Genomic DNA, 17,281 nt, shown 5'->3' on the forward strand with positions numbered 1-17,281 from the left:
AGTGGACTTCATCGGGTTGGCGCCCCAGCACTTTGACACCGCGCTCGGCACGGTACTGACCACAGCCGTGCAGGCGCAGGGCTGGAGCGCACAGAAGGTAGCCGTGTTCGCACGGCTCCGACCGCGCACCGTCCGACGCATCCTGACCGGCAAAACCTCGGCCGGCACCGTACAACTGCACCGCCTCCTGCAAGTCCTGCAACTCGACCATGACGCCACGATGCGCACCGTCTACATCGAAGCGCGAGTCGCGCAGCTGGCCGCGGACACCGAAGCAGCCGAGGACCGCGACCGCCCCCGGGACATGCTCGGATGATGACCGGCAACGACCTCGCCGTTCTTCTCAACCCCTTCGTCATCACCGGGGTCGTCGTCCTCGTCGCGATGATCCTCGGTGGGCCGTGGCTGCGCGAGCGGTACATCTTCCGCGAGCTCAACCGCGACACCGGCGTCACCCGACACCAGCCCACCGCCCTTTTCACCCCAGGCCGGGCCGGCAATCCGCCGCTGGTGTATTTCCTGGAACTGCACTACGCCGAACGCCTCGACACAGTGCTGATGCTGCACCGCGTCGGCGCCATCGCGAGCCTCCACGACGGCTCCATGACCATGCACGACCGCGCCGGACGCCTCCTCACCCACCTCAGCGCGCTCGACGTCGCCTACTATCGCCGCCTCAACGACACAGCCCCGCAACCACCCAACCCGGGATAGACAAGCCGGCCTGGCGCTCGGCCTTCCCTGCCCCGTTTCACGCCCCCTCAGCGGAATCACCACCGGACAGGTCTAACGAGACGGCCCCGCCCGCGCCACGCCGCGGCGGCGCACGCAACTCGCGTGCGACCGGTTGACGACCCCCTACCGGACGCTGGATAGCAGTGGGTAGTTTTACCGTCCGGACGACGATCCCCATATGGGACGCCGTTCTACCTTGCGTTGCGCAACCGCAGACGATCGACGGTGACGCCGACCGCGACGGTGACTGCGGCGGCGACCAAGCCCCATCCGAGCCCGAGCGTGTATGTTCCCCTGCTCGGGTCAGCCCAGTTCTCGATCTCCGGGCGTCTGGCGAAAGCAGCAGCGTTGAGCTGGGTTGCCACGAAGGCGACAACAAGAGTCACCAGCGCAAACACCACCAGCGAAGCCAGAACCCACATCAGGAGCTGCCGACGTCGACTCCGCGCGTTCCCCGGAACAGTCATGTGCTGAGCGTACGAACTGGACCGCCGTGGCGCACTAGCCGCGGTGCAAAACGTCAACGATCAACCGGTCATCCTCCGTCTCTCGACGAAGGAGCAGGGCGTCCGGTGGTCGATCCCGATACGGGACGCGCGCCAGCACTGTGATACCTCGCGCCACGGTGACCGAACGACGTCGGAACCGACGAGGATCCGAGGCGTGAAGAACAGCAGTGACGGTGAGCACTACCTCCTCCTCAGGACAGCCCTCTGGGCAGACGCCACCGACGTCGTTGGAATCTATGGCAGCGAGCAGCGCGCTCGGGAAGCAGCAGGTTCCTCTACGGGACCCGATCAGTGGACGCTCGAGGAGTGGAGAGGAGACGTGCGCCGCAGCAGTCTCCAGCTCCAGGCCGCTACGCGCTCACGCTGACGCAATGGAGTTGCACGGCTACAGTCACGAAGGAGGGTCGCGATGCGGCGACCGCTGGGGAGGTCGCTGTGGGCGAATCGAATGATGGCCGCTTCAAGAAGCTGCCCGATCGGATCGAGCCGGCTCAGCAGACCGTGAGCGTCCCGGCCAGCGAAGACGACTCCACGACGCCACCGCAACCGCCGGCCGGCGTTCCTGACCTCGTGATCGCGACTCGCGTGGCGGACGCCGCCACGATGACCGGCCTTCTCCGCCGTACGGCGGGGCGCGTTGCACTGACGGTCGTCGTCGTCGCGGCCGGCCTCGTCACCGTCCTCGCCGCGCTCAACCTGCGCCTGTAACCAGACCGATCAGCCGTGAGCGAGGACGGCGCGTCCGACAGCGGCGCCTCTCGACTCGCCCACCGAACATTCCGGGGATCCCATGCTCAGAGCACTTTCGTCCACTTCCATGTTCTGGATCGGTGTCGCCGGGATTCTCCTGGGCATCGTCTTCGGCACGATCGTGCCGTTCTGGATCGCCCCCTACCAAGCCAACGGATCACCCACCGTCGAACAGATCATCAGCACCATCCCGGTCCTCACACGAATCGCGGAGGGCATCGGCTACTCGTTCGTCGCAGGAGCCTTCGTCGTTCGCCACTTCGAGAAGCGCGAACTCGTCGACGCTCGACGGTCCGTGCACTTCGTCGGCCGAGCAGCCCGGAAAGACGAGCAGTAGCCCCTCCGAGCAGTCCGCTGAAAGCGTCCCGCGGATCGATCCCCTTACAGGACACTCTCGGTCGCGAGTCGGTAGCTCCTCGTGGTGAGAGCCGCGTCACGCCTACTTTTCTCCCGTGGGAGAACTCAAGGTAACGAGCTCGGCGGCGGTCGAGGCCGCTTCACGTCGCGCCGAGGGGTGGATACGCCGTGGTTGAACGCCTGGACAGTTGGGACCCGAGCAGACTCTCGCCGGACCGGCAGACACCACCCCGCCAACGACGGTTGGTGAGACTGTCGATCGCGCTGGGAGCTCTAGCCGTCGTGGCGGCCGCGGTTCTGTGGGTGGGTGATCTGCTGTTCGGAGTGCATGGCCCTTCCCACTACGTCAGCATCACCAACGACACCGGAGCCTCACTCACCTGGTCCTGCTCCTGGTCCGATCTTCACCTCGCCGCCGGGGAGACAGGTCAGCTGCGAATCCTCGACCAGCCCGACCAGGACTACGGCTGCGTCCCACAAGCAGCGACCCCCTTCGTAGCGGCGGCGCACAACAACGACATCTGCCCGTCACTGACCTCTATGACCGAGGGAAGGCAGTTCACGGCAACCGACTTCGCGAAGACCTACCGCTGCCCGTAGCTGGATACGCGACCGGTGAACGATCCCCTAACGGGACGACCCAAGTCCGATCGAAGGTCAGTAGGCGACGTCAGCGGGCGCTGGCTTCCCGACTCGGCTGTGATCGGGCCGACGGGCTCGGTAGGAAGATCCGGCCAGGAGGACACCTGCAGTCACAGCAGCTAGCGACGTGGCGACGCCGGTAAAGGGCAAGGTGTCCGCGACATCCCACGGGAGAAAGAACGCTCCAGGGTCGGTGAGGGGGTTGATGACCATGAGGAGCCCAACACCAATCAGCGTGACGGGTCGTCCTGGCGAGAGTACGAAGGCGCCGAATATCACGAGCGGGAAGGCGACGGCCCAGACGATCGTTGTGGCGATCCACGTGAAGTCTGACTGTGTGGCGCTGTAGCAACCCTCGTTCAGGCCACCGAGGCACGAGCTCCAGTGCACCAGGAACGCGGCGGCACCAGCAGCCCCGAGCAAGGCGATTGTCCATCCAACCAACTGGCCTGACGTCGCGAGTCGCTTCATGGGCTCAACATAGAACTCGAAGGTGAACCTGAGCTAGATCCACACGGTCGAAGCGAAGGCCACCGCCCCCTCGCCCCGATGAACGATCTCCATACGGAACAAGCGGTCGTTCGACCGTGCCGTGGGCTGCTCAACCGATGATCATGGCGGTACGCAGAGCGAGAACCCAGCTGGTGACGGCGCCGACCACGCCCAAGGCGAGCAACAGCCACCTCCATCGAGCGTGAGAGCGCCTGCTGGCGCGCATCGCTACGACCAGGAGAACAAGGGTCGCGAGGGCGACAGAGCACAGAGCCGGCCACGCGACGTCAAACCCCGTGCACTGAGCCGGAAGGGACTCGTTGCACGCGAACGAGAATCCGTCGAGGAAGACGCCCGCGACGAGGGCGAGGAGAGTGATTGCGCCCGCGATCGCTGCGGAAGCCTTGAGCGACAGCGTCTGCACAACATCACTATCGGACCAACGGGTGAACGGCAGGAGCGCGCTGGACCACTCGGGTCAGATCCGCATCGGTGAACGATCCTCTTACGGGACGGCCATTGCGCTGACCGGGAGACTCTCCGGCTAACGTGGCTACATGCGGCAAATCGTCCATCTTCATCGGAGGGCCGCTCTCTGTGCTGTACCCGTCGGCGTGGTGCTGGGTGCGCTGCTCGGTCTGGGATTGGTCCTTACGGGTAACTCCGACTTCCGCGAACAGGGCGGGTGGGGCGCCTTCGCCTACTTGATTATGGTGGGCGCCATTATCGGTGGGGTCAGTGCCCTGGCTGCCGTCGCCGGAGGATTCGTGGCGATTCTGATCACTCTGCGGTCGGGACGAGCCACCGAGTCGTCCCCGCTGATCAGCCCTATTGGGCCGGCCGTAGGGTCGAGCGTTCCGTGGGTTGTTGCGGCCGGCGTAGCTGCCGTCGTGGGTGATCCGATGACGGCGGGGATCGCTGTCGGTCTCGGTGTCGTGGCGGCTGTAGTCGGCGGGGTGAGTGCTGCACTACTTCTTCGAGGGGTGAAGTACTCGAGCATCACTACTGCGGCTGACGATTCCGGCGCGCTCACGTCGGTTGTGCAGACGAACTCGAAGACCTGAACGTTCACGGTCATCTGCACGAGGTTTGGGACGCAGCGACGAGCTGTGCAGGCGACCGTGAGGAACGACAGGCGCTCGGTGTCGCGTCTGCGTGCACCGATGAACGATCGTCCACCGGGACGGTCGGCGGACTAGCATTTTCAGCATGGGGCGACGCCAGCACACTAAGGCTCTAGTCCGGTTGGCGTGCGCAGCTACGCTCATGGGCGTCGCGCTGTGGGTGACCTGGGCGACGTCGTCCTACTGGCAGCCATGCACGGGCGCTAGATGGAATGAAATGAACCCGTCCTGCGCTGAGGCCATGTCGTCGTACGACCTCATGCCCCTTCTGTATCTCTGGGGTGCCCTCGCTCTCGTCGTTGTAGCTCTGGTGGTCGCACGCCTCGTTCCCTAGGTTCCCGCAGGGGTAGCGACGGTTGCAGCAGTTGTTCTCGCCTGCCCTGTGGCAGACCCCGGATTCTTCTGGGTCGAATGGGGCAGCGCCGACGGCACTCCCGGACACGGCCTCTGGACGGCGTGCTGGATTGCAGCTGCCGGTCTAGCCCTCGTCTACCCGTCACGCACCCGGAACCCGAGTATTCGCACAAACACGCCGGATGGAGCAGCTACTACACCGTCCGTCGCTATCTGATCGTTCGGCCCGGTGCACTCCGGGCTGAACACTGCGACGCGATTCGCTTGCGGTGACGCGCTTGCCAGTGGGTCAGGGCAGGCAGCGGAAGGGACGGCGACGGCGCGCGAGAACGAGCAGTGGCCCAAAACGTCGGACCGTCGAACGATTCCCGCACGAGACGTCTCCCGTAGCGATGCCGGTGAGAGCGGCACACCTAGACTCCTGCGCATGACCGCTTCGTCATCCGTGGACGTGTCGCGGCGCCGACGCCGTTCGGCTCGTCGCCGCCTGTCCTTCTTCGGCGTCCTCGGCGAGCTGCTGATGACCGCAGGGGTCCTCGTTCTGCTGTTCCTCGCCTGGCAGCTGTGGTGGAACGACGCCGTGATCGCGGGCCGGCAGGAAGATCAAGCGGCCGAGCTGCGCCAGAGCTGGGGTGATGACGCCCCGTCCGCTGAGGCGCCGTCCGAGCCGAGTGCTGAGCCGGCCGCCCCCGGCGACCCAGTGATCGCGCCAGTCGCAGCTCTAGACACCACGTTCGGCAACCTCTATATCCCCCGGTACGGCGAGGGGTGGGTGCGCACGATCGCTGAGGGCGTCGACGCGGAGAACGTGCTCGACGTGGGCAGTATCGGCCACTACCCGGGAACGCAGATGCCCGGCGAAGTGGGGAACTTCGCGATCGCCGCGCACCGCTCCGCCGCCGGCGGAGGAATGCACCTCATCGATGAGCTGCAACTGGGTGATGCGATCTACATCGAGACCGCCGACGGCTGGTACACCTACCGGTTCCGGAACCTCGAATACGTGCAGCCCTCCGAAGTGCAGGTCATCGATCCGGTCCCCTGGACGAGCGACGTCGCTCCGACCGACCGCCTCATCACGATGACGAGCTGCAATCCGCTGCTGTCGACCGCGGAGCGGATCATCGCCTACGGCGTCTTCGAGTCGTGGCAGCCCCGCTCCGCCGGAGCGCCCGCCGAGCTCGCCGCGTCCCTCGCGACCTGACGTCCGGCGTGGTCGCCGGCGCCCTGACGAGGGCGGCGAGCCGATTTCGTGCTGCGGCAGACGTTTGCGGGTCGGGTGGACATGTACAGGATGAACCCGCTTTCGAAGGAGCCCGTCATGACTGCCGCCCCTGACCGAGACCCCCTGGACGTCCTGCTGAATGAGTCCAGCCCCCGCACATCGACAGTGACGGACGACGTCGCCGCCGAGCTGGCCGAGCTGCAACAGCTCGCGGCGGCAGAGGCCCGCGTCAGCCGCCACCGCTGGGCCCGTCCTGCGGTCGCCGGAGTCGCTTCGCTGGTACTACTCGGTGGCATGGCGACAGCGGCCGCCGCGGCGACGGGCGCGTGGTCGCCGTGGGCGGAGACGCCGGACGCCTCGATCACCTATTCGCTGCCCAGCGGTGTCCAATGCGAGGAGCGCATGGGAGACGTTCAAGGGACCGATCCGGCGGCCGTCGCCGTAGTCGAGAACTTCTACCAGACGACCGACATCGACGCTCTCCTCAGCGACGGTGCGCTCGAGGAGACCGTCGCGCAACTGCGCACCGAGGACCAATCCTTCATCAACGCTGACGGATCCCGCACGTCGGCCGGCTACGGCACCGAGTTCTACAACGCCGACCGGGAGTACTCGACCGCGGTTGGACGCATCATCAGCAACGCCCTCGACGCCGAACTCACTGCGCAGAACGTCGACGTCGACGCCGCGAACATCAGCATCGCCGGCGAAGCCCACTGCCCCGGAGCGACCTGGTGACCCGCAGGAAGATCGATGAGGCGGAGCAACTCACCGAGGCCCTGCGCGTCGCCTCGCCCGACCTGCTCAAGTACCTACAACGCCGCCTCCCTCTCGAGGACGCCGCCGACGCGCTCGCGGACGTCATGCTCACCGCATGCGCCGTGTCAGCGCCCTCCCCCGCACCGCGGAGGAGTCGAGGATGTGGCTGTTCGGCATCGCCCGGAACGTCCTCTCGAACAGCACTCGCACCGAGAGCAGACGAGCTGACCTCTCCGGCCGGCTCCGCGGCGTCCTCGCGACCGCTCCCACGGAGGGACGCCCAGCCGACGAAGGAGTCGACGTGCGCGACGCGATCGACAGGCTCGCGCCAGAACAGGCCGAACTCGTCCACCTCATCCACTGGGACGGCTTCTCCATCACCGAAGCAGGACACCTCCTCGGCGTCCCCGCGTCCACCGCACGTACCCGCTACCAACGAGCACGAGAAGACCTGCGGTCGACCCTGGCGACATCACCAGCACGCGATGACGACGCCAAGCCCCTCCGAGCGGTCCGCTGAAAGCGTCCCGCAGATCGATCCCCTTACGGGACGCGCGCCATCGAAGTGGCACTTTGTGCCGGACCCATCGCGGGGCTCTGCGGCCAGCGAGGATCCGTGGTGTGAGCATCAGCATCGACGGGGAGCACTACCTACTTCTGCGAAGCGCCTTTTGGGCCGAGACGCCGGATGTCATCGGGATCTACGGCTGCGCCGAGCGGGCCCGGGAAGCGGCCGGGGAAGCAGTGGGCGCGTCGCCCGGTCCCGATCGATGGGTTCTTGAGACGTGGAGCGGAGGTGAGCTGCGCAGCAGCGTTCGGCTCGGATGACGTTCGGGCAGCACGCTGGTGGCTCTACTGTGGCGGTGCGGTCGAGAAGTGGGGACTTCGCCGTGAGCAGCACCCGCAGGCTCAGCGGTGCTGCACCCAGATGTTCGGCTCCACATAGATCCCCTCGTCCGCGTCGCGGTCGACGCGCAGCGTCGAGAGGCCGCCGGGGATGACGTACTCCCCTGACGCCGGCAGGGCGATTCCGGTCCACTCCTCCCACTGGGCGACCGTGCCGGTCATCACCTGCGATCGCGGGGCGACGTCGAGGATGGTCGCTCCCATTCGCACGTGTGTGCGCAGCCACGGGTCCAGCGGCAGCCCGTCCTCTCGGGTCCAGGCCGCGTAGACGTCGATCGGGGTCAGCGGGTAGCGCGGCTTCATCGTCGGGCGCAGCGGCACGATCACGTGGTCGTAGCCGACGGTGATGCTGAGGTCGCGGAACGCGCCGAGCAGCGTCCCGGCGAGGCCGGCGCCGGTGCGGTCCGGGTGCACCTGCGCGGCGCAGACGACGAGGGTCGTCGCCTCGCCCTCCTCCTCGAGTGACCGGCGGAGGGAGTCGCCGTACCCGGCAGGCAGACCCTCCCGGGTGACGTCCCACCGGATCGGCACCGCCCAGCCCGCAGCGACCGGCACGTCTTCATCGAGGACCACGAGCTCGAACCGGGTGAACTGTTCGCGCACCTGCGGCAGGTGCTCCTCCGCGAGGCGGTCGGCAGAGATGAACGCCAGCCACCCCGAGCTGAACAGCGCCTCTACCTGCGCGTCGTCGCGCGCTCGCGCGCTCAACACCTCTGTCGACGTCATGGGCTCAGTCTGCGCGCAGGACGGCCGGCAGAAGATTCCCAAGCGGACGCGACGCGATCACGTCCTACATTCAGCACCCGAAGGCTGCAGAGGGTGAGAGCGAGCCCACCTAGAGTGATCAACGTGCCCTCGCTGACAGACCATGACGCCGAATACCGAGAGGTGCTCATGTCTCCCTTGCGCACCAGTTCCGGCTACCTCCCCAAGATGGGTGGAGGGGTTGAGGTTGACCTTGACGGATTCACGAGCCTCTACGGGTCCGACCCGCTGTACCACTGGATGGGTTTTGACTCGCCACTCATGTTCGCCGCACACAAGGCCGCTGGCGGGATGACCTCGCTCTACCGGCAACTCGGCATTGGAAGCGAGCGATTGGTCCGCCACGTACTCCGCGACCAGCTCGCCCTGTCCGAGGAACAAGTTCGATGGAGCTACGAGTTTCCATACGGGGGTGCAGTACGACTGATCACATTGGATGGCCGTATCGAAATTGACGCCGTGAAGGACACAGCGGCAGCCGAGCGTCTTAGAAATTGGATTACTGAACAGCAAAAGGCCCTCAAGATTTCGGTACCTCTCCGTGGTGCCGTATTAGAAGTCCGTCAAGGCTACAAGAGCGCCGACAGTAAGCGTCAAAATGGAGATTTGGCTTCCTCCGTACAGGCCGTAGCTCACGGATATCTCCCGGTACTTGCCATCATGAGCACGCAAATCAATCAGACTGTTCGAAATCGATATACGTTGGGTCGATGGGCTGTCCTCGCTGGCACGACCGGCACCGCCGACACAATGACATCGACTTTTGCCTTTTTCAAGAATGTTGTGGGTTATGACCTCGCGGCATTTTTTGAGCGCAACGCCTCGGTACTACGCACAGAAACGCACGTGGTCCTCAAACACCTTTTGGAAGCAAAATGACTATTCTTGAACGAGTTGCGCGAGATAGTGTTGCGCGTAACGAGTACATGACTTTTCGCGCCAACGCCGGGGTGGGTCGACATGGTTGGCTGCGTCTTACCCCCGCCTACGGTGTCAAGGTAGTGCGCGAACGGCTCGAGCTACTCGAACCAGGGTCCGTTGTAACAGACCCGTTTAGTGGCACTGGAACCACTCCCCTTGCAGCAGCGGAGTACGGCCACCTGGGGCAATCAGTCGATGTGAATCCATTTCTTGTATGGCTTGGAAATGCGAAAACTCGCGACTATCAAGAGGATATTGAGGCGACTCTTCTTGGGGCAGTTTCAGACGTAGTTGATACCGCTCAGTCTTTTCCTGCACGAGACCGCCTTTGGCAGCCTGATATCTTTCGAATCGAGCGCTGGTGGAGCCCTGGATCCCTCCACGGTCTGCGCACGCTTCGGGCGAGCATCGACACCTACAATGGCGACATTCGCGACCTACTAGAGATATTGCTGTGCCGCACACTCATCGCAAGCAGCTCAGCCGCATTCAATCATCAAAGCATGAGCTTCAAGGATATAGCGCCTGGGACCCGCTTCAAGGCAACTGATGACGATGCAACAATTGCGCTTTTCCTCGCCGGTGCCGCTGACCTAGCTTCATCGGCCTCTTCCACCCTTGCCGGAAGTGCCGCAGTGCGACTTGGAGATTCCCGCACAGGCCTAGCCGACCTTGAACCAGCCGACCTTGTGCTCACGTCACCACCGTATTGCAATCGCATGTCGTATATTCGAGAGCTCAGACCTTATATGTATTGGACGCGCTATCTCGACGCACCCAGTGACGCGGGTGACTTGGACTGGCGCGCCATCGGTGGCACCTGGGGAACGGCGACGAGCAAGCTCGCTTCCTGGGCTGCTGAGCATCCGACGCCGATCGACTCGCAGCTTCTCGCGGTTTGCGAGAACATCTCCCGCGATGGTGGCAAAAGCGGACCCGTCCTCGCGGCGTATGTCCATAAGTACCACTACGACATGTGGCTTCACTTCCAAGCCGCCGCCGGCCACGTCAAGCCTGGTGGAAGCGTCTCCTATATCGTAGGAAACAGCACTTTTTCCGGTCACGAGGTACCTGTGCAGAAATGGTACGCGGACATGCTCTCTGCGCTAGGTTATGTCGATGTAACAGTGCAGACGATTCGAAAGCGCAACAGCAACAAAGCCCTTTACGAATACGACGTTTCTGGACGTCGGCCAAGCTTCAGCTAATGAGCCGTGAAGGCGCGTACAGCGTCATTGGGATCACAGCAGGACAGCAGAACGGCTTGATGGCACCAATCACGAAGTTAATGGAGGTCCTGGCTTGACTTGGCACAGCAGCAATTCCGATGCGCTAGAAAAACAATTGGGCATGCTGATCGACGCGACGCGACGCGAGCGAGATTTGACCTCCGCCCGATCTTCGGCAACTCAGACGCGCGCGGGAGTTTTAGTCGGCGCTGCCGGTTTAGTTGGAACTGCAAGCACCCTATCAACAGATCTTATGTGGATTCCATTGCTCGGTTTTGGAGTTGCGGTTGCCCTAGGGATTTGGGCCTTAGTACCGGACAAAGGCCACGCCGTCCCCACTCAAAATTACCTAGACAATGCTACCTCTTACACTCCTGTTGATCTATTGGAAACTATTCTGCGTAAGGAAATTGAGGCAAACGAAGCTAGTGCGAAAGTTGTTTCAGAACGCTCCTGGCTAACGATCGTTGGCTTTATTGTCTTGGTTTTGGCCTTCGGAATAGCAATCTTGTTTAATATCAACGATGCGTTAACCGAACCTAGTCCGCTAAAAGTTATGATTGTTGAGGAATGATGCCAAAGTCCACCGAGCCTTGCCCGCCTGGCTTTTACAGAACAATCTCTGGGAACTGTGTGCCAAATCCCCCCTTGGTGACCAGACTTGGAGAAAGTAAAAAACCCTCAGACTCGAAGTGATGCGGGCGTAACGGTCTACGCACCTGGGCAATCGCTACGATTCACACAGAACACTGTCGACAAAGCTTCGGGTGACCCACCAGTCGTGGTTTCAGTGTGCGGAGTCCGATGAGCATCAAGGTCAACAGTGAGGGCCAGGTGTTCCTTACTCCGCGTGCCTCGATGCGCTGACTGGCCTCGCACCGTCGACCCCAGTACGGGCGGCGCCGTCCGTAAGCTAGGCGCATGTGCGGTCGTTTCGTCGTTAAGGACAACACCGAGGGCTTGCTCCCGGACCTCTTCACGGGCGGCTTCGCCGGAATGCGGCCGAACTTCAACGTGGCGCCGACGTCGCCAGTGACCGTCGTGCGTGAGCGCGACGGGGAGCGGTCGGCGCCGACCGTGCACTGGGGGTTCGTGCCGGTTTGGGCGAAGGACTTCAAGAAGCAGCGGCCGCAGCCGATCAACGCGCGGATCGAGACGGTCGCGAGCTCGCCCATGTTCCGGAAGGCGTTCGCGACGTCGCGGGTGCTGATCCCGGCGGCCGGCTACTACGAGTGGACGGTCACGGAGACGGGGAAGCAGCCGCACTTCATCTACGAGCCCGACGCGGCCCTCGCGATGGCGGGCATCGTGTCGGCGTGGCCGGATCCGTCGAAGGCGGAGGACGATCCGGAGAAGTGGCGCCTGTCGACGGCGATCATCACCCGCGACTCGCATGTAGCGCCGGGTGAGGTCCACGACCGGATGCCGGCATGCATCACGCCGGACGGGTACGACGACTGGCTCGGCGGACACCTCGACGTCGACGCTCTGATGCAGCTGCTCGACCGGGAGTCGTACGCGGTCGCGCACGACCTCGAGCACTACGAGGTGTCCCGCGACGTGAACAGCGTCCGTAACAACGGACCGCATCTGCTCGATCCGCTCCCTCCCGTAGCGGGAGGCTAGGCGGATGACTCTCGACCCGTCGACGGATGCGCCGGCCGCGGCTGACGGTCACCCGCAGCTCGGGTCCATGCACAAGAACGGTGATCGCCGGTTCGGGATCGCAGGGGCGCGCTCCCAGACTCTTGCGGACCGCGGGACCCCGATGCTGTCGAGCCTGTACCACTCGACGGTCACTGAGCATGTGGGGGCGGTGCGGGTCGGAGACGAGCTGCGGGTGGAGTGGAACGGCACTCAATGGTGGGCGTCGTCACCGGCCGGCGTCGTCGGCCGGCTCTCCTGGTCGAAGAGCCTCCGGATCGACGCGACCCACGTCCTCGAAGGGCGAAGTCCGTACGACGACTCCGGCACTCTGCTGGTGCAGAGCGTCACGGTCGACCGGGAGGGCGCCGTGGTCGACTGTGGCGGCTACGTCGTCCCGGACGGTCACGATCCGGCCGAGTGGTCGACGTCGACGCCGGATGAGTCGGCGCGGGAGCTGCGCATCACGCTGACCCCGAGCGCGCCCGATGCGGTGGCGGCGCAGCCGCCGGCGCCGCGATCCTTTCTCCGTAGGCTCCTCGGGCGCGATCACTGGCGGGCTGCCAGCGGTCGCGGCGGGCGCCGCTGTTGGCGTCGAGCTGGCGTTCGACGTCGGCCAGGATCGCGCGGGCCGCGCTGCACCGGTGCTGGTTAGAGTGCGTCCGTGGTGTTGGTGCTGATGGACGCAGTTGTGATGACCGACTACGGGCAGTTCACGGTGACGCAGACAGGCATGTGGGACGGGGACGCGGACCGGTTCTTCGCCGGTCAGGTCAACGGCTGGGTCGCTGCGGCCGTTCCGGGCGTTGTGCATGTCGTGATGGCGCGACGGTCGGGTGGTTCTGGGGTGCGGGTCGAGCTGTGGGAGCGGGAGCCGGCGCCGAGTGATTGGGACGATGTTGTCGAGGTGTCGGCCGCGTTCCAGGACGGTGATGCCGTCCGGTGGGAAGGGTGGGGCGGCATGTCGGGCGGAGACCTCGCTCTGCCGGCGGGCAGCTATCGCGTGCGGGTGAGCGCTCAGGGCCGTGACGCCGGGAATGCTGACGAGTTCGCGGAGGGGGTGGTCGATCGGTACCTTCTTCAATTCTGGCCAGCTTCGGCAGCGCCCGATGAGGTACTCCGCACACTCAGCGAAAACGCCGAGTACTGGAACGGCGCGTGGGGGCAACGGCAATAGGGAATGCGTGACTGCTAGACATGAGGCGACTACCTTTACCTGCTTGGAGAAACCCTGATGGCGCAGAAGCTCACTCTTATCGATGACCTGGACGGCTCTCCGATCGAGGGTGACGGTGGAACCGTCACGTTCTCGATTGACGGCGCGAACTACGAAATCGATCTGTCGGCAGAGAACACCGCCGAGCTGCGCCGCGTGTTCGAGAAGTACGTCGATGCCGGCCGCCGCGTGCGGCGTGACGGCAACGCCGGCTCCTCGGCTCCTTCGCGCGGGAAGAGTGACCCGGAGCGGTTGAAGGCGATCCGGGAGTGGGCGGCGAAGAACGGCCGCAACGTCTCCGAGCGTGGCCGCATCTCTGCTGAGGTCCAGAAGGCGTACGACGACGCCCACTAGGGCGGCGTTACCGTTGACGCTCGGATGAGCGTCGGACGGGAGGAGTGCCGGTGAGTGTCGTGCGGGAGATGTCGGCCCTGTATCGCGGACCGTGGGGACGCCTGGGCGGCCTGATCACAGCGAACGCGGACGGCAGCGATCGCCAGCGCGTGCGCTCGGCGGTCGCTCGGTCGGTGTTCTCGCGCGGCGGGAAGATGATCCACTACTCTCCCGCCGCCTCGATCTTCGGGGACGGCGACGAGCGCGTCGAGCCGTCGCACGAGCTGCTGGCGTTCGCCGCGCATCAGTACGCGGTGCCAGAGGGGTATCTCACCGGCGCCGATGACAACGAGCTGCGCGACGTCGCCTTGCATCGCGCTCTGAACGCGAAGCACTTGCACGGGACGCCCGTCCCGGATTCGTTCACGGTGACGACGCGCTGCCCGACGCTCGGAGGCGAGTTGGGCGAGGCCGGCCACGCGGCGACGGCGCTGCGCACAGCGGAGCGCCGATCGCTACTTACCGCGATTCCTTACGCGCTGGTCGGTGTCGCGTTCCCTGGCCTGCTGACCTGGGCCATCTTCGCGAACGGCAACGACGGGCAGCACTGGTTCCTCGGACTCTTCTTCCTCGCGTTGACGGTGGCGAGCGTGTCGGCGGTGGCGCGGCGTGTGATCGCCGCTGTGAGGTTCTTCCGCCTGCCGCCGGCTACGGCGGAGCTGTGGTCGGACCTGCTGCTGAAAGAAGCGATCGCGACCTACTTCCACGACCTCTACTCGGAGGGGTACCTCCCGCGGGCGTGGTTTCACGACACCTTCTGCCGAAACCGGCCGATCACTCGACGGGCCTATGAGCGGCTGGGGACAGAGACTCTGACCCGCTCGATCATCACGTTCGAGGCGCTGAACGGCTTCCCGAAGCTGCGTCGAGCTCGACGGCGCCGGGACGGCGACGGGCAGCCGGCGAACTGACTTGTCTACTTGTCATCAAGTAAGCAAGTCGCCCTGGTCCCGCTGCTCGGCGGCACTCCATCGGGGTCAGTCCCAGCCTCAACTGCGAGGGTGAGGGCATGGCGAATCCCCGCACTCCCCTGGCTCGTGCCGCGCTGGTCAGCAACGGCATGGTCTGGTTCGGCCTGTCGCTGATGTTCGCCAGCATCGCGGGCGAGCAGACGTTCGCGGCGTTCGCCGGCCAGTGGTTCAACGTCCTCGGCTGGGTGCTCCTCGTCGCAGTCGCGATCGGGCTGGCCGTCGTCGGTGTGATCGAGAACCGGAACATCCGGGCGGGGAAGACGCACAAGGCGCGTCCCCGCCGCTGACCACCGCTCGAGCGCGGGTGGCCGTTCCACGCGCGTGACGGGGGGTCGAGGGGGCTCTCCCCCTCGTGCGGGCCGGCCCGTTCCGGGTCGGCCCGCACGCACGCTCAGAGCATGTAGAGGTGGTATCCGACCGCCACGCCCTCGCTGAGGGGTCCGAAGGTGTCGGCGTAGTCCTGTGTCTCGTGGCTGTTGGTGATGAGGTCGAGCGCGACGCGCTCCTCGTCGCTCTCGTCGCTCATCTCGTCGGGCTCGTCCTCCCACTCCCGCAGCACGCGGTGTCCGGAGTCGGTGACACGCCAGAGCGCCCAGAATCCGGCGAACGTGCCGACCGTCTCGCGCTTGAAGACGAGGGCCGTGGCGGTGGGCCAGGCGTGGTGAGCGGCGGCGGTGAGCAGGACGCGCACGGCGACGTGAAGGGCGCGGGTGTCGCCAGACTCGGCGGCGACGTTGACGAACACTTGCGCGGCGCGCAGCGCGGGGGTGTGTCCCCACTCATCGACGTCGGGGGCGGGGGTCGTGGTGGTAGTCATGGTGGGCCTTTCTGCAGAGTCGAGGGAGGAGGGCGGGGACCGGCGGCTGCCGGTCCCCGCGGAGCGGGCTAGTTCAGGGCCGCGGCGTCGGCGGCGGTGGTGTCGCCGGTGACGACCTGCTCGACCGGGGAGAGCGCGTAACCCCAGGCCGCGAGCTGGCGGAAGTGAGCGGCGGCGCGGGCGTCGCCGCGGCGCCAGGACTCTTTGCTCGTGTTCGCCTCCTGCCCTGCGAGGACGACGGCCAGCGCGACCAGGCGGGCCTTCGCGGGGTTCGCCTCGACCAGCGGGGCCAGCGCGTCGGCGTGGTAGCCGGAGGGCTGGGTGACGCCGAGGAGGGTGTGAGCGAGCGCGTTGCCGTTGCCCATCCCGCCCGACACCGACGAGCGGTGCGCGGTCAGTCCCAGGGCGATGACGCGCTCGGCGTCCTTCGGGAGGGTCTTCCGGGACAGGAGCGTCGCGATCCAGTCGCGGCGCACCGTCTCGGCGGCGATCCAGGCGCGGTTGTTCGCGAGGAGGATGCGGCGCTCGGCGGACTTCGCGGCCTTCTCTTCCTCCGTCTCGGGTGCGGCGGGCGCGTTGTAGGCGTAGCTGAATCCGTGGGCGGCGGGGTCCTGGATCGCGTAGGAGACGTGGGTGTTGCCGTCGTAGATGGTGCTCACGAGGACGCCCCGCGGCTCGATGGTCGCGATGTGCTCGACGGTGACGCGCTTGCCGTCCTCCGTGCGCAGCGGGTCGATGACGACCCACGCGCTGCCCTCGCCGTCGACCTGATCGCGGGTGAGGAGGGTGAAGCCTGCGGCCTCCTGGTTCGCCTCCTCCACGAGGACGGCGATGTGGCGGGCGCGCGCCTTGCGGTGGCGCTCTGCGGTGTGGGTGAACTGGCTCGGGTTGGTGGTGGCGACGGTGATGAGGTCGGCGCGGGCTTCCTCGTCGTCCTCAAATTCGAGGATGATCGCGGCCTGGTCCAGGGTCAGCTCGTGCTCGTGCAGCGCGGTCCGCGCGACTGCGGACTCCTCGACCGCCAGTCCCGCTTTCACGGTCGCGGCCTTGGTGCCGGTGCGCTTGGCGATGCTCGCGGCCGACAGGCCCTCGAACGACAGCTGCGCCCACGCGGCGGTGCGGTCGGCGGTGGTGAGTTCGGCGCGCTGGTCGTTCTCGATGATCTGCTGCACGATCCGCTCGGCGGTCTTGTCGTCGCCCTCCACGACGTAGACAGGGATCGTCGCGAGGCCGATTTCACGGCTCGCGAGGGTCCGGCGCTGCCCCGCGCGGACGATGACGTTGCCGTGCTCGTCGCGGCGTCCGAGCACAGGCGACAGGATCCCGCTCTGACGGATGGAGTCGATGAACTCCTTGGTCAGCGGGGCGCTGGTGCGGACGTTCTGCTCGATCACGAGGGCGGTCGGGTCGATGTGCTCGATGGTCCCGGTTGCGGTGGTGTTCACGATGGTTTCTCCTCAATCAATGTGCGA

General features: G+C 65.4%; 25 protein-coding genes. 19 read left to right on the forward strand and 6 right to left on the reverse strand.

The window, feature by feature from the left end; all coding sequences use genetic code 11:
• Position 1 precedes the first annotated feature (1 nt).
• Together C5D44_RS05695 and C5D44_RS05700 are read left to right on the forward strand one after the other, a co-directional pair.
• Positions 2-316: a helix-turn-helix domain-containing protein gene (locus C5D44_RS05695; RefSeq protein ID WP_104227089.1), complete on the forward strand. Its 315-nt coding sequence runs from the start codon at positions 2-4 to the stop codon at positions 314-316.
• A complete protein-coding gene (locus tag C5D44_RS05700; protein WP_104227088.1) occupies positions 316-714 on the forward strand; it encodes a hypothetical protein in 399 nt (132 codons plus the stop codon). The genes C5D44_RS05695 and C5D44_RS05700 overlap by 1 nt, the downstream gene beginning before the upstream one ends.
• Before the next feature lie 212 nt (positions 715-926).
• On the opposite strand, the gene C5D44_RS05705 is transcribed toward C5D44_RS05700, so the two are convergent.
• Positions 927-1,202 carry a hypothetical protein gene (locus tag C5D44_RS05705; RefSeq protein ID WP_146078850.1) on the reverse strand — a complete coding sequence of 92 codons (276 nt, stop codon included), beginning with the start codon at positions 1,200-1,202 and terminating at the stop codon, positions 927-929.
• Positions 1,203-1,679: 477 nt separating this feature from the next.
• Here C5D44_RS05705 and C5D44_RS05710 point away from each other — a divergent pair, with 477 nt between their 5' ends.
• From C5D44_RS05710 to C5D44_RS05720, 3 genes are all read left to right on the forward strand, one after another.
• The gene (locus tag C5D44_RS05710; protein WP_104227086.1) at positions 1,680-1,952 is read left to right on the forward strand and encodes a hypothetical protein; all 273 of its coding nucleotides are present in this window, start codon (positions 1,680-1,682) and stop codon (positions 1,950-1,952) included.
• A 109-nt stretch (positions 1,953-2,061) separates the two neighbouring features.
• Entirely contained in the window at positions 2,062-2,331 is a 270-nt protein-coding gene (locus tag C5D44_RS05715) for a hypothetical protein (protein ID WP_104224259.1), read from the forward strand.
• Positions 2,332-2,675: 344 nt separating this feature from the next.
• A complete protein-coding gene (locus C5D44_RS05720) occupies positions 2,676-2,951 on the forward strand; it encodes a hypothetical protein (RefSeq protein WP_146078503.1) in 276 nt (91 codons plus the stop codon).
• A 57-nt stretch (positions 2,952-3,008) separates the two neighbouring features.
• Here C5D44_RS05720 and C5D44_RS05725 read toward each other — a convergent pair whose 3' ends face one another.
• Both C5D44_RS05725 and C5D44_RS05730 read right to left on the reverse strand, forming a co-directional pair.
• A complete protein-coding gene (locus C5D44_RS05725) occupies positions 3,009-3,464 on the reverse strand; it encodes a hypothetical protein (RefSeq protein WP_104224249.1) in 456 nt (151 codons plus the stop codon).
• Between the two features lie 130 nt (positions 3,465-3,594).
• A complete protein-coding gene (locus tag C5D44_RS05730) occupies positions 3,595-3,909 on the reverse strand; it encodes a hypothetical protein (RefSeq protein WP_104227084.1) in 315 nt (104 codons plus the stop codon).
• Between the two features lie 133 nt (positions 3,910-4,042).
• Here C5D44_RS05730 and C5D44_RS05735 point away from each other — a divergent pair, with 133 nt between their 5' ends.
• The 5 genes from C5D44_RS05735 (at position 4,043) to C5D44_RS05755 (ending at position 7,775) form a co-directional block, all read left to right on the forward strand.
• Positions 4,043-4,549 carry a hypothetical protein gene (locus tag C5D44_RS05735; protein ID WP_146076974.1) on the forward strand — a complete coding sequence of 169 codons (507 nt, stop codon included), beginning with the start codon at positions 4,043-4,045 and terminating at the stop codon, positions 4,547-4,549.
• An 841-nt stretch (positions 4,550-5,390) separates the two neighbouring features.
• Positions 5,391-6,167 carry a class E sortase gene (locus C5D44_RS05740; RefSeq protein ID WP_104238310.1) on the forward strand — a complete coding sequence of 259 codons (777 nt, stop codon included), beginning with the start codon at positions 5,391-5,393 and terminating at the stop codon, positions 6,165-6,167.
• A gap of 117 nt (positions 6,168-6,284) precedes the next feature.
• Entirely contained in the window at positions 6,285-6,926 is a 642-nt protein-coding gene (locus tag C5D44_RS05745) for a hypothetical protein (protein ID WP_146078851.1), read from the forward strand.
• Between the two features lie 136 nt (positions 6,927-7,062).
• Complete coding sequence (locus C5D44_RS05750; protein WP_258062788.1) at positions 7,063-7,467, forward strand: RNA polymerase sigma factor; 405 nt, start codon at positions 7,063-7,065, stop codon at positions 7,465-7,467.
• Positions 7,468-7,568: 101 nt separating this feature from the next.
• Positions 7,569-7,775, forward strand: coding sequence for a hypothetical protein (locus C5D44_RS05755; protein WP_104227079.1), 207 nt, complete (start codon positions 7,569-7,571; stop codon positions 7,773-7,775).
• Positions 7,776-7,856: 81 nt separating this feature from the next.
• Here the strand turns inward: C5D44_RS05755 and C5D44_RS05760 are convergent, their stop codons facing one another.
• Positions 7,857-8,579: a hypothetical protein gene (locus C5D44_RS05760; RefSeq protein ID WP_104227078.1), complete on the reverse strand. Its 723-nt coding sequence runs from the start codon at positions 8,577-8,579 to the stop codon at positions 7,857-7,859.
• Positions 8,580-8,702: 123 nt separating this feature from the next.
• Between C5D44_RS05760 and C5D44_RS17635 the strand changes: the two genes are divergently transcribed.
• The 9 genes from C5D44_RS17635 (at position 8,703) to C5D44_RS05795 (ending at position 15,279) form a co-directional block, all read left to right on the forward strand.
• Positions 8,703-9,497, forward strand: coding sequence for a hypothetical protein (locus C5D44_RS17635; RefSeq protein WP_146078852.1), 795 nt, complete (start codon positions 8,703-8,705; stop codon positions 9,495-9,497).
• On the forward strand, positions 9,494-10,747 hold the full coding sequence (locus C5D44_RS05765) for a DNA methyltransferase (protein ID WP_104227077.1): 1,254 nt from the start codon (positions 9,494-9,496) through the stop codon (positions 10,745-10,747). The genes C5D44_RS17635 and C5D44_RS05765 overlap by 4 nt, the downstream gene beginning before the upstream one ends.
• 142 nt (positions 10,748-10,889) lie before the next feature.
• Positions 10,890-11,342 (forward strand): hypothetical protein, encoded by a 453-nt coding sequence (locus C5D44_RS17640; protein WP_146078853.1) that lies wholly within the window; start codon positions 10,890-10,892, stop codon positions 11,340-11,342.
• Positions 11,343-11,689: 347 nt separating this feature from the next.
• Entirely contained in the window at positions 11,690-12,394 is a 705-nt protein-coding gene (locus tag C5D44_RS05770) for an SOS response-associated peptidase (protein WP_104227076.1), read from the forward strand.
• Between the two features lie 4 nt (positions 12,395-12,398).
• Positions 12,399-13,067 carry a hypothetical protein gene (locus tag C5D44_RS05775; RefSeq protein ID WP_104227075.1) on the forward strand — a complete coding sequence of 223 codons (669 nt, stop codon included), beginning with the start codon at positions 12,399-12,401 and terminating at the stop codon, positions 13,065-13,067.
• A 9-nt stretch (positions 13,068-13,076) separates the two neighbouring features.
• Positions 13,077-13,589: a hypothetical protein gene (locus C5D44_RS05780; protein ID WP_104227074.1), complete on the forward strand. Its 513-nt coding sequence runs from the start codon at positions 13,077-13,079 to the stop codon at positions 13,587-13,589.
• Between the two features lie 57 nt (positions 13,590-13,646).
• Positions 13,647-13,982 (forward strand): Lsr2 family protein, encoded by a 336-nt coding sequence (locus C5D44_RS05785; protein ID WP_104227073.1) that lies wholly within the window; start codon positions 13,647-13,649, stop codon positions 13,980-13,982.
• Between the two features lie 50 nt (positions 13,983-14,032).
• Positions 14,033-14,932: a hypothetical protein gene (locus tag C5D44_RS17935; protein WP_104227072.1), complete on the forward strand. Its 900-nt coding sequence runs from the start codon at positions 14,033-14,035 to the stop codon at positions 14,930-14,932.
• Between the two features lie 98 nt (positions 14,933-15,030).
• Complete coding sequence (locus C5D44_RS05795) at positions 15,031-15,279, forward strand: hypothetical protein (protein WP_104227071.1); 249 nt, start codon at positions 15,031-15,033, stop codon at positions 15,277-15,279.
• A gap of 104 nt (positions 15,280-15,383) precedes the next feature.
• On the opposite strand, the gene C5D44_RS05800 is transcribed toward C5D44_RS05795, so the two are convergent.
• The gene (locus tag C5D44_RS05800) at positions 15,384-15,809 is read right to left on the reverse strand and encodes a hypothetical protein (protein WP_146078855.1); all 426 of its coding nucleotides are present in this window, start codon (positions 15,807-15,809) and stop codon (positions 15,384-15,386) included.
• Positions 15,810-15,877: 68 nt separating this feature from the next.
• Positions 15,878-17,254 carry a ParB/RepB/Spo0J family partition protein gene (locus C5D44_RS05810; protein ID WP_181072906.1) on the reverse strand — a complete coding sequence of 459 codons (1,377 nt, stop codon included), beginning with the start codon at positions 17,252-17,254 and terminating at the stop codon, positions 15,878-15,880.
• Positions 17,255-17,281 lie beyond the last annotated feature (27 nt).

It is taken from the genome of Rathayibacter sp. AY1B5, assembly GCF_002932795.1.
Taxonomy (GTDB): domain Bacteria; phylum Actinomycetota; class Actinomycetes; order Actinomycetales; family Microbacteriaceae; genus Rathayibacter.

Bases quoted from the DNA above. Each gene is read 5' to 3' on its own strand.
- C5D44_RS05740 (WP_104238310.1), top strand. From the start codon at position 5,391: ATGACCGCTTCGTCATCCGTGGACGTGTCGCGGCGCCGACGCCGTTCG.
- C5D44_RS05705 (WP_146078850.1), bottom strand. From the start codon at position 1,202: ATGACTGTTCCGGGGAACGCGCGGAGTCGACGTCGGCAGCTCCTGATG.
- C5D44_RS05725 (WP_104224249.1), bottom strand. From the start codon at position 3,464: ATGAAGCGACTCGCGACGTCAGGCCAGTTGGTTGGATGGACAATCGCC.
- C5D44_RS05745 (WP_146078851.1), top strand. From the start codon at position 6,285: ATGACTGCCGCCCCTGACCGAGACCCCCTGGACGTCCTGCTGAATGAG.
- C5D44_RS17640 (WP_146078853.1), top strand. From the start codon at position 10,890: ATGCTGATCGACGCGACGCGACGCGAGCGAGATTTGACCTCCGCCCGA.
- C5D44_RS05715 (WP_104224259.1), top strand. From the start codon at position 2,062: ATGTTCTGGATCGGTGTCGCCGGGATTCTCCTGGGCATCGTCTTCGGC.
- C5D44_RS05700 (WP_104227088.1), top strand. From the start codon at position 316: ATGACCGGCAACGACCTCGCCGTTCTTCTCAACCCCTTCGTCATCACC.
- C5D44_RS05750 (WP_258062788.1), top strand. From the start codon at position 7,063: ATGCGCCGTGTCAGCGCCCTCCCCCGCACCGCGGAGGAGTCGAGGATG.
- C5D44_RS05765 (WP_104227077.1), top strand. From the start codon at position 9,494: ATGACTATTCTTGAACGAGTTGCGCGAGATAGTGTTGCGCGTAACGAG.
- C5D44_RS05785 (WP_104227073.1), top strand. From the start codon at position 13,647: ATGGCGCAGAAGCTCACTCTTATCGATGACCTGGACGGCTCTCCGATC.
- C5D44_RS05795 (WP_104227071.1), top strand. From the start codon at position 15,031: ATGGCGAATCCCCGCACTCCCCTGGCTCGTGCCGCGCTGGTCAGCAAC.
- C5D44_RS05770 (WP_104227076.1), top strand. From the start codon at position 11,690: ATGTGCGGTCGTTTCGTCGTTAAGGACAACACCGAGGGCTTGCTCCCG.
- C5D44_RS05735 (WP_146076974.1), top strand. From the start codon at position 4,043: ATGCGGCAAATCGTCCATCTTCATCGGAGGGCCGCTCTCTGTGCTGTA.
- C5D44_RS05775 (WP_104227075.1), top strand. From the start codon at position 12,399: ATGACTCTCGACCCGTCGACGGATGCGCCGGCCGCGGCTGACGGTCAC.
- C5D44_RS05760 (WP_104227078.1), bottom strand. From the start codon at position 8,579: ATGACGTCGACAGAGGTGTTGAGCGCGCGAGCGCGCGACGACGCGCAG.
- C5D44_RS05800 (WP_146078855.1), bottom strand. From the start codon at position 15,809: ATGACTACCACCACGACCCCCGCCCCCGACGTCGATGAGTGGGGACAC.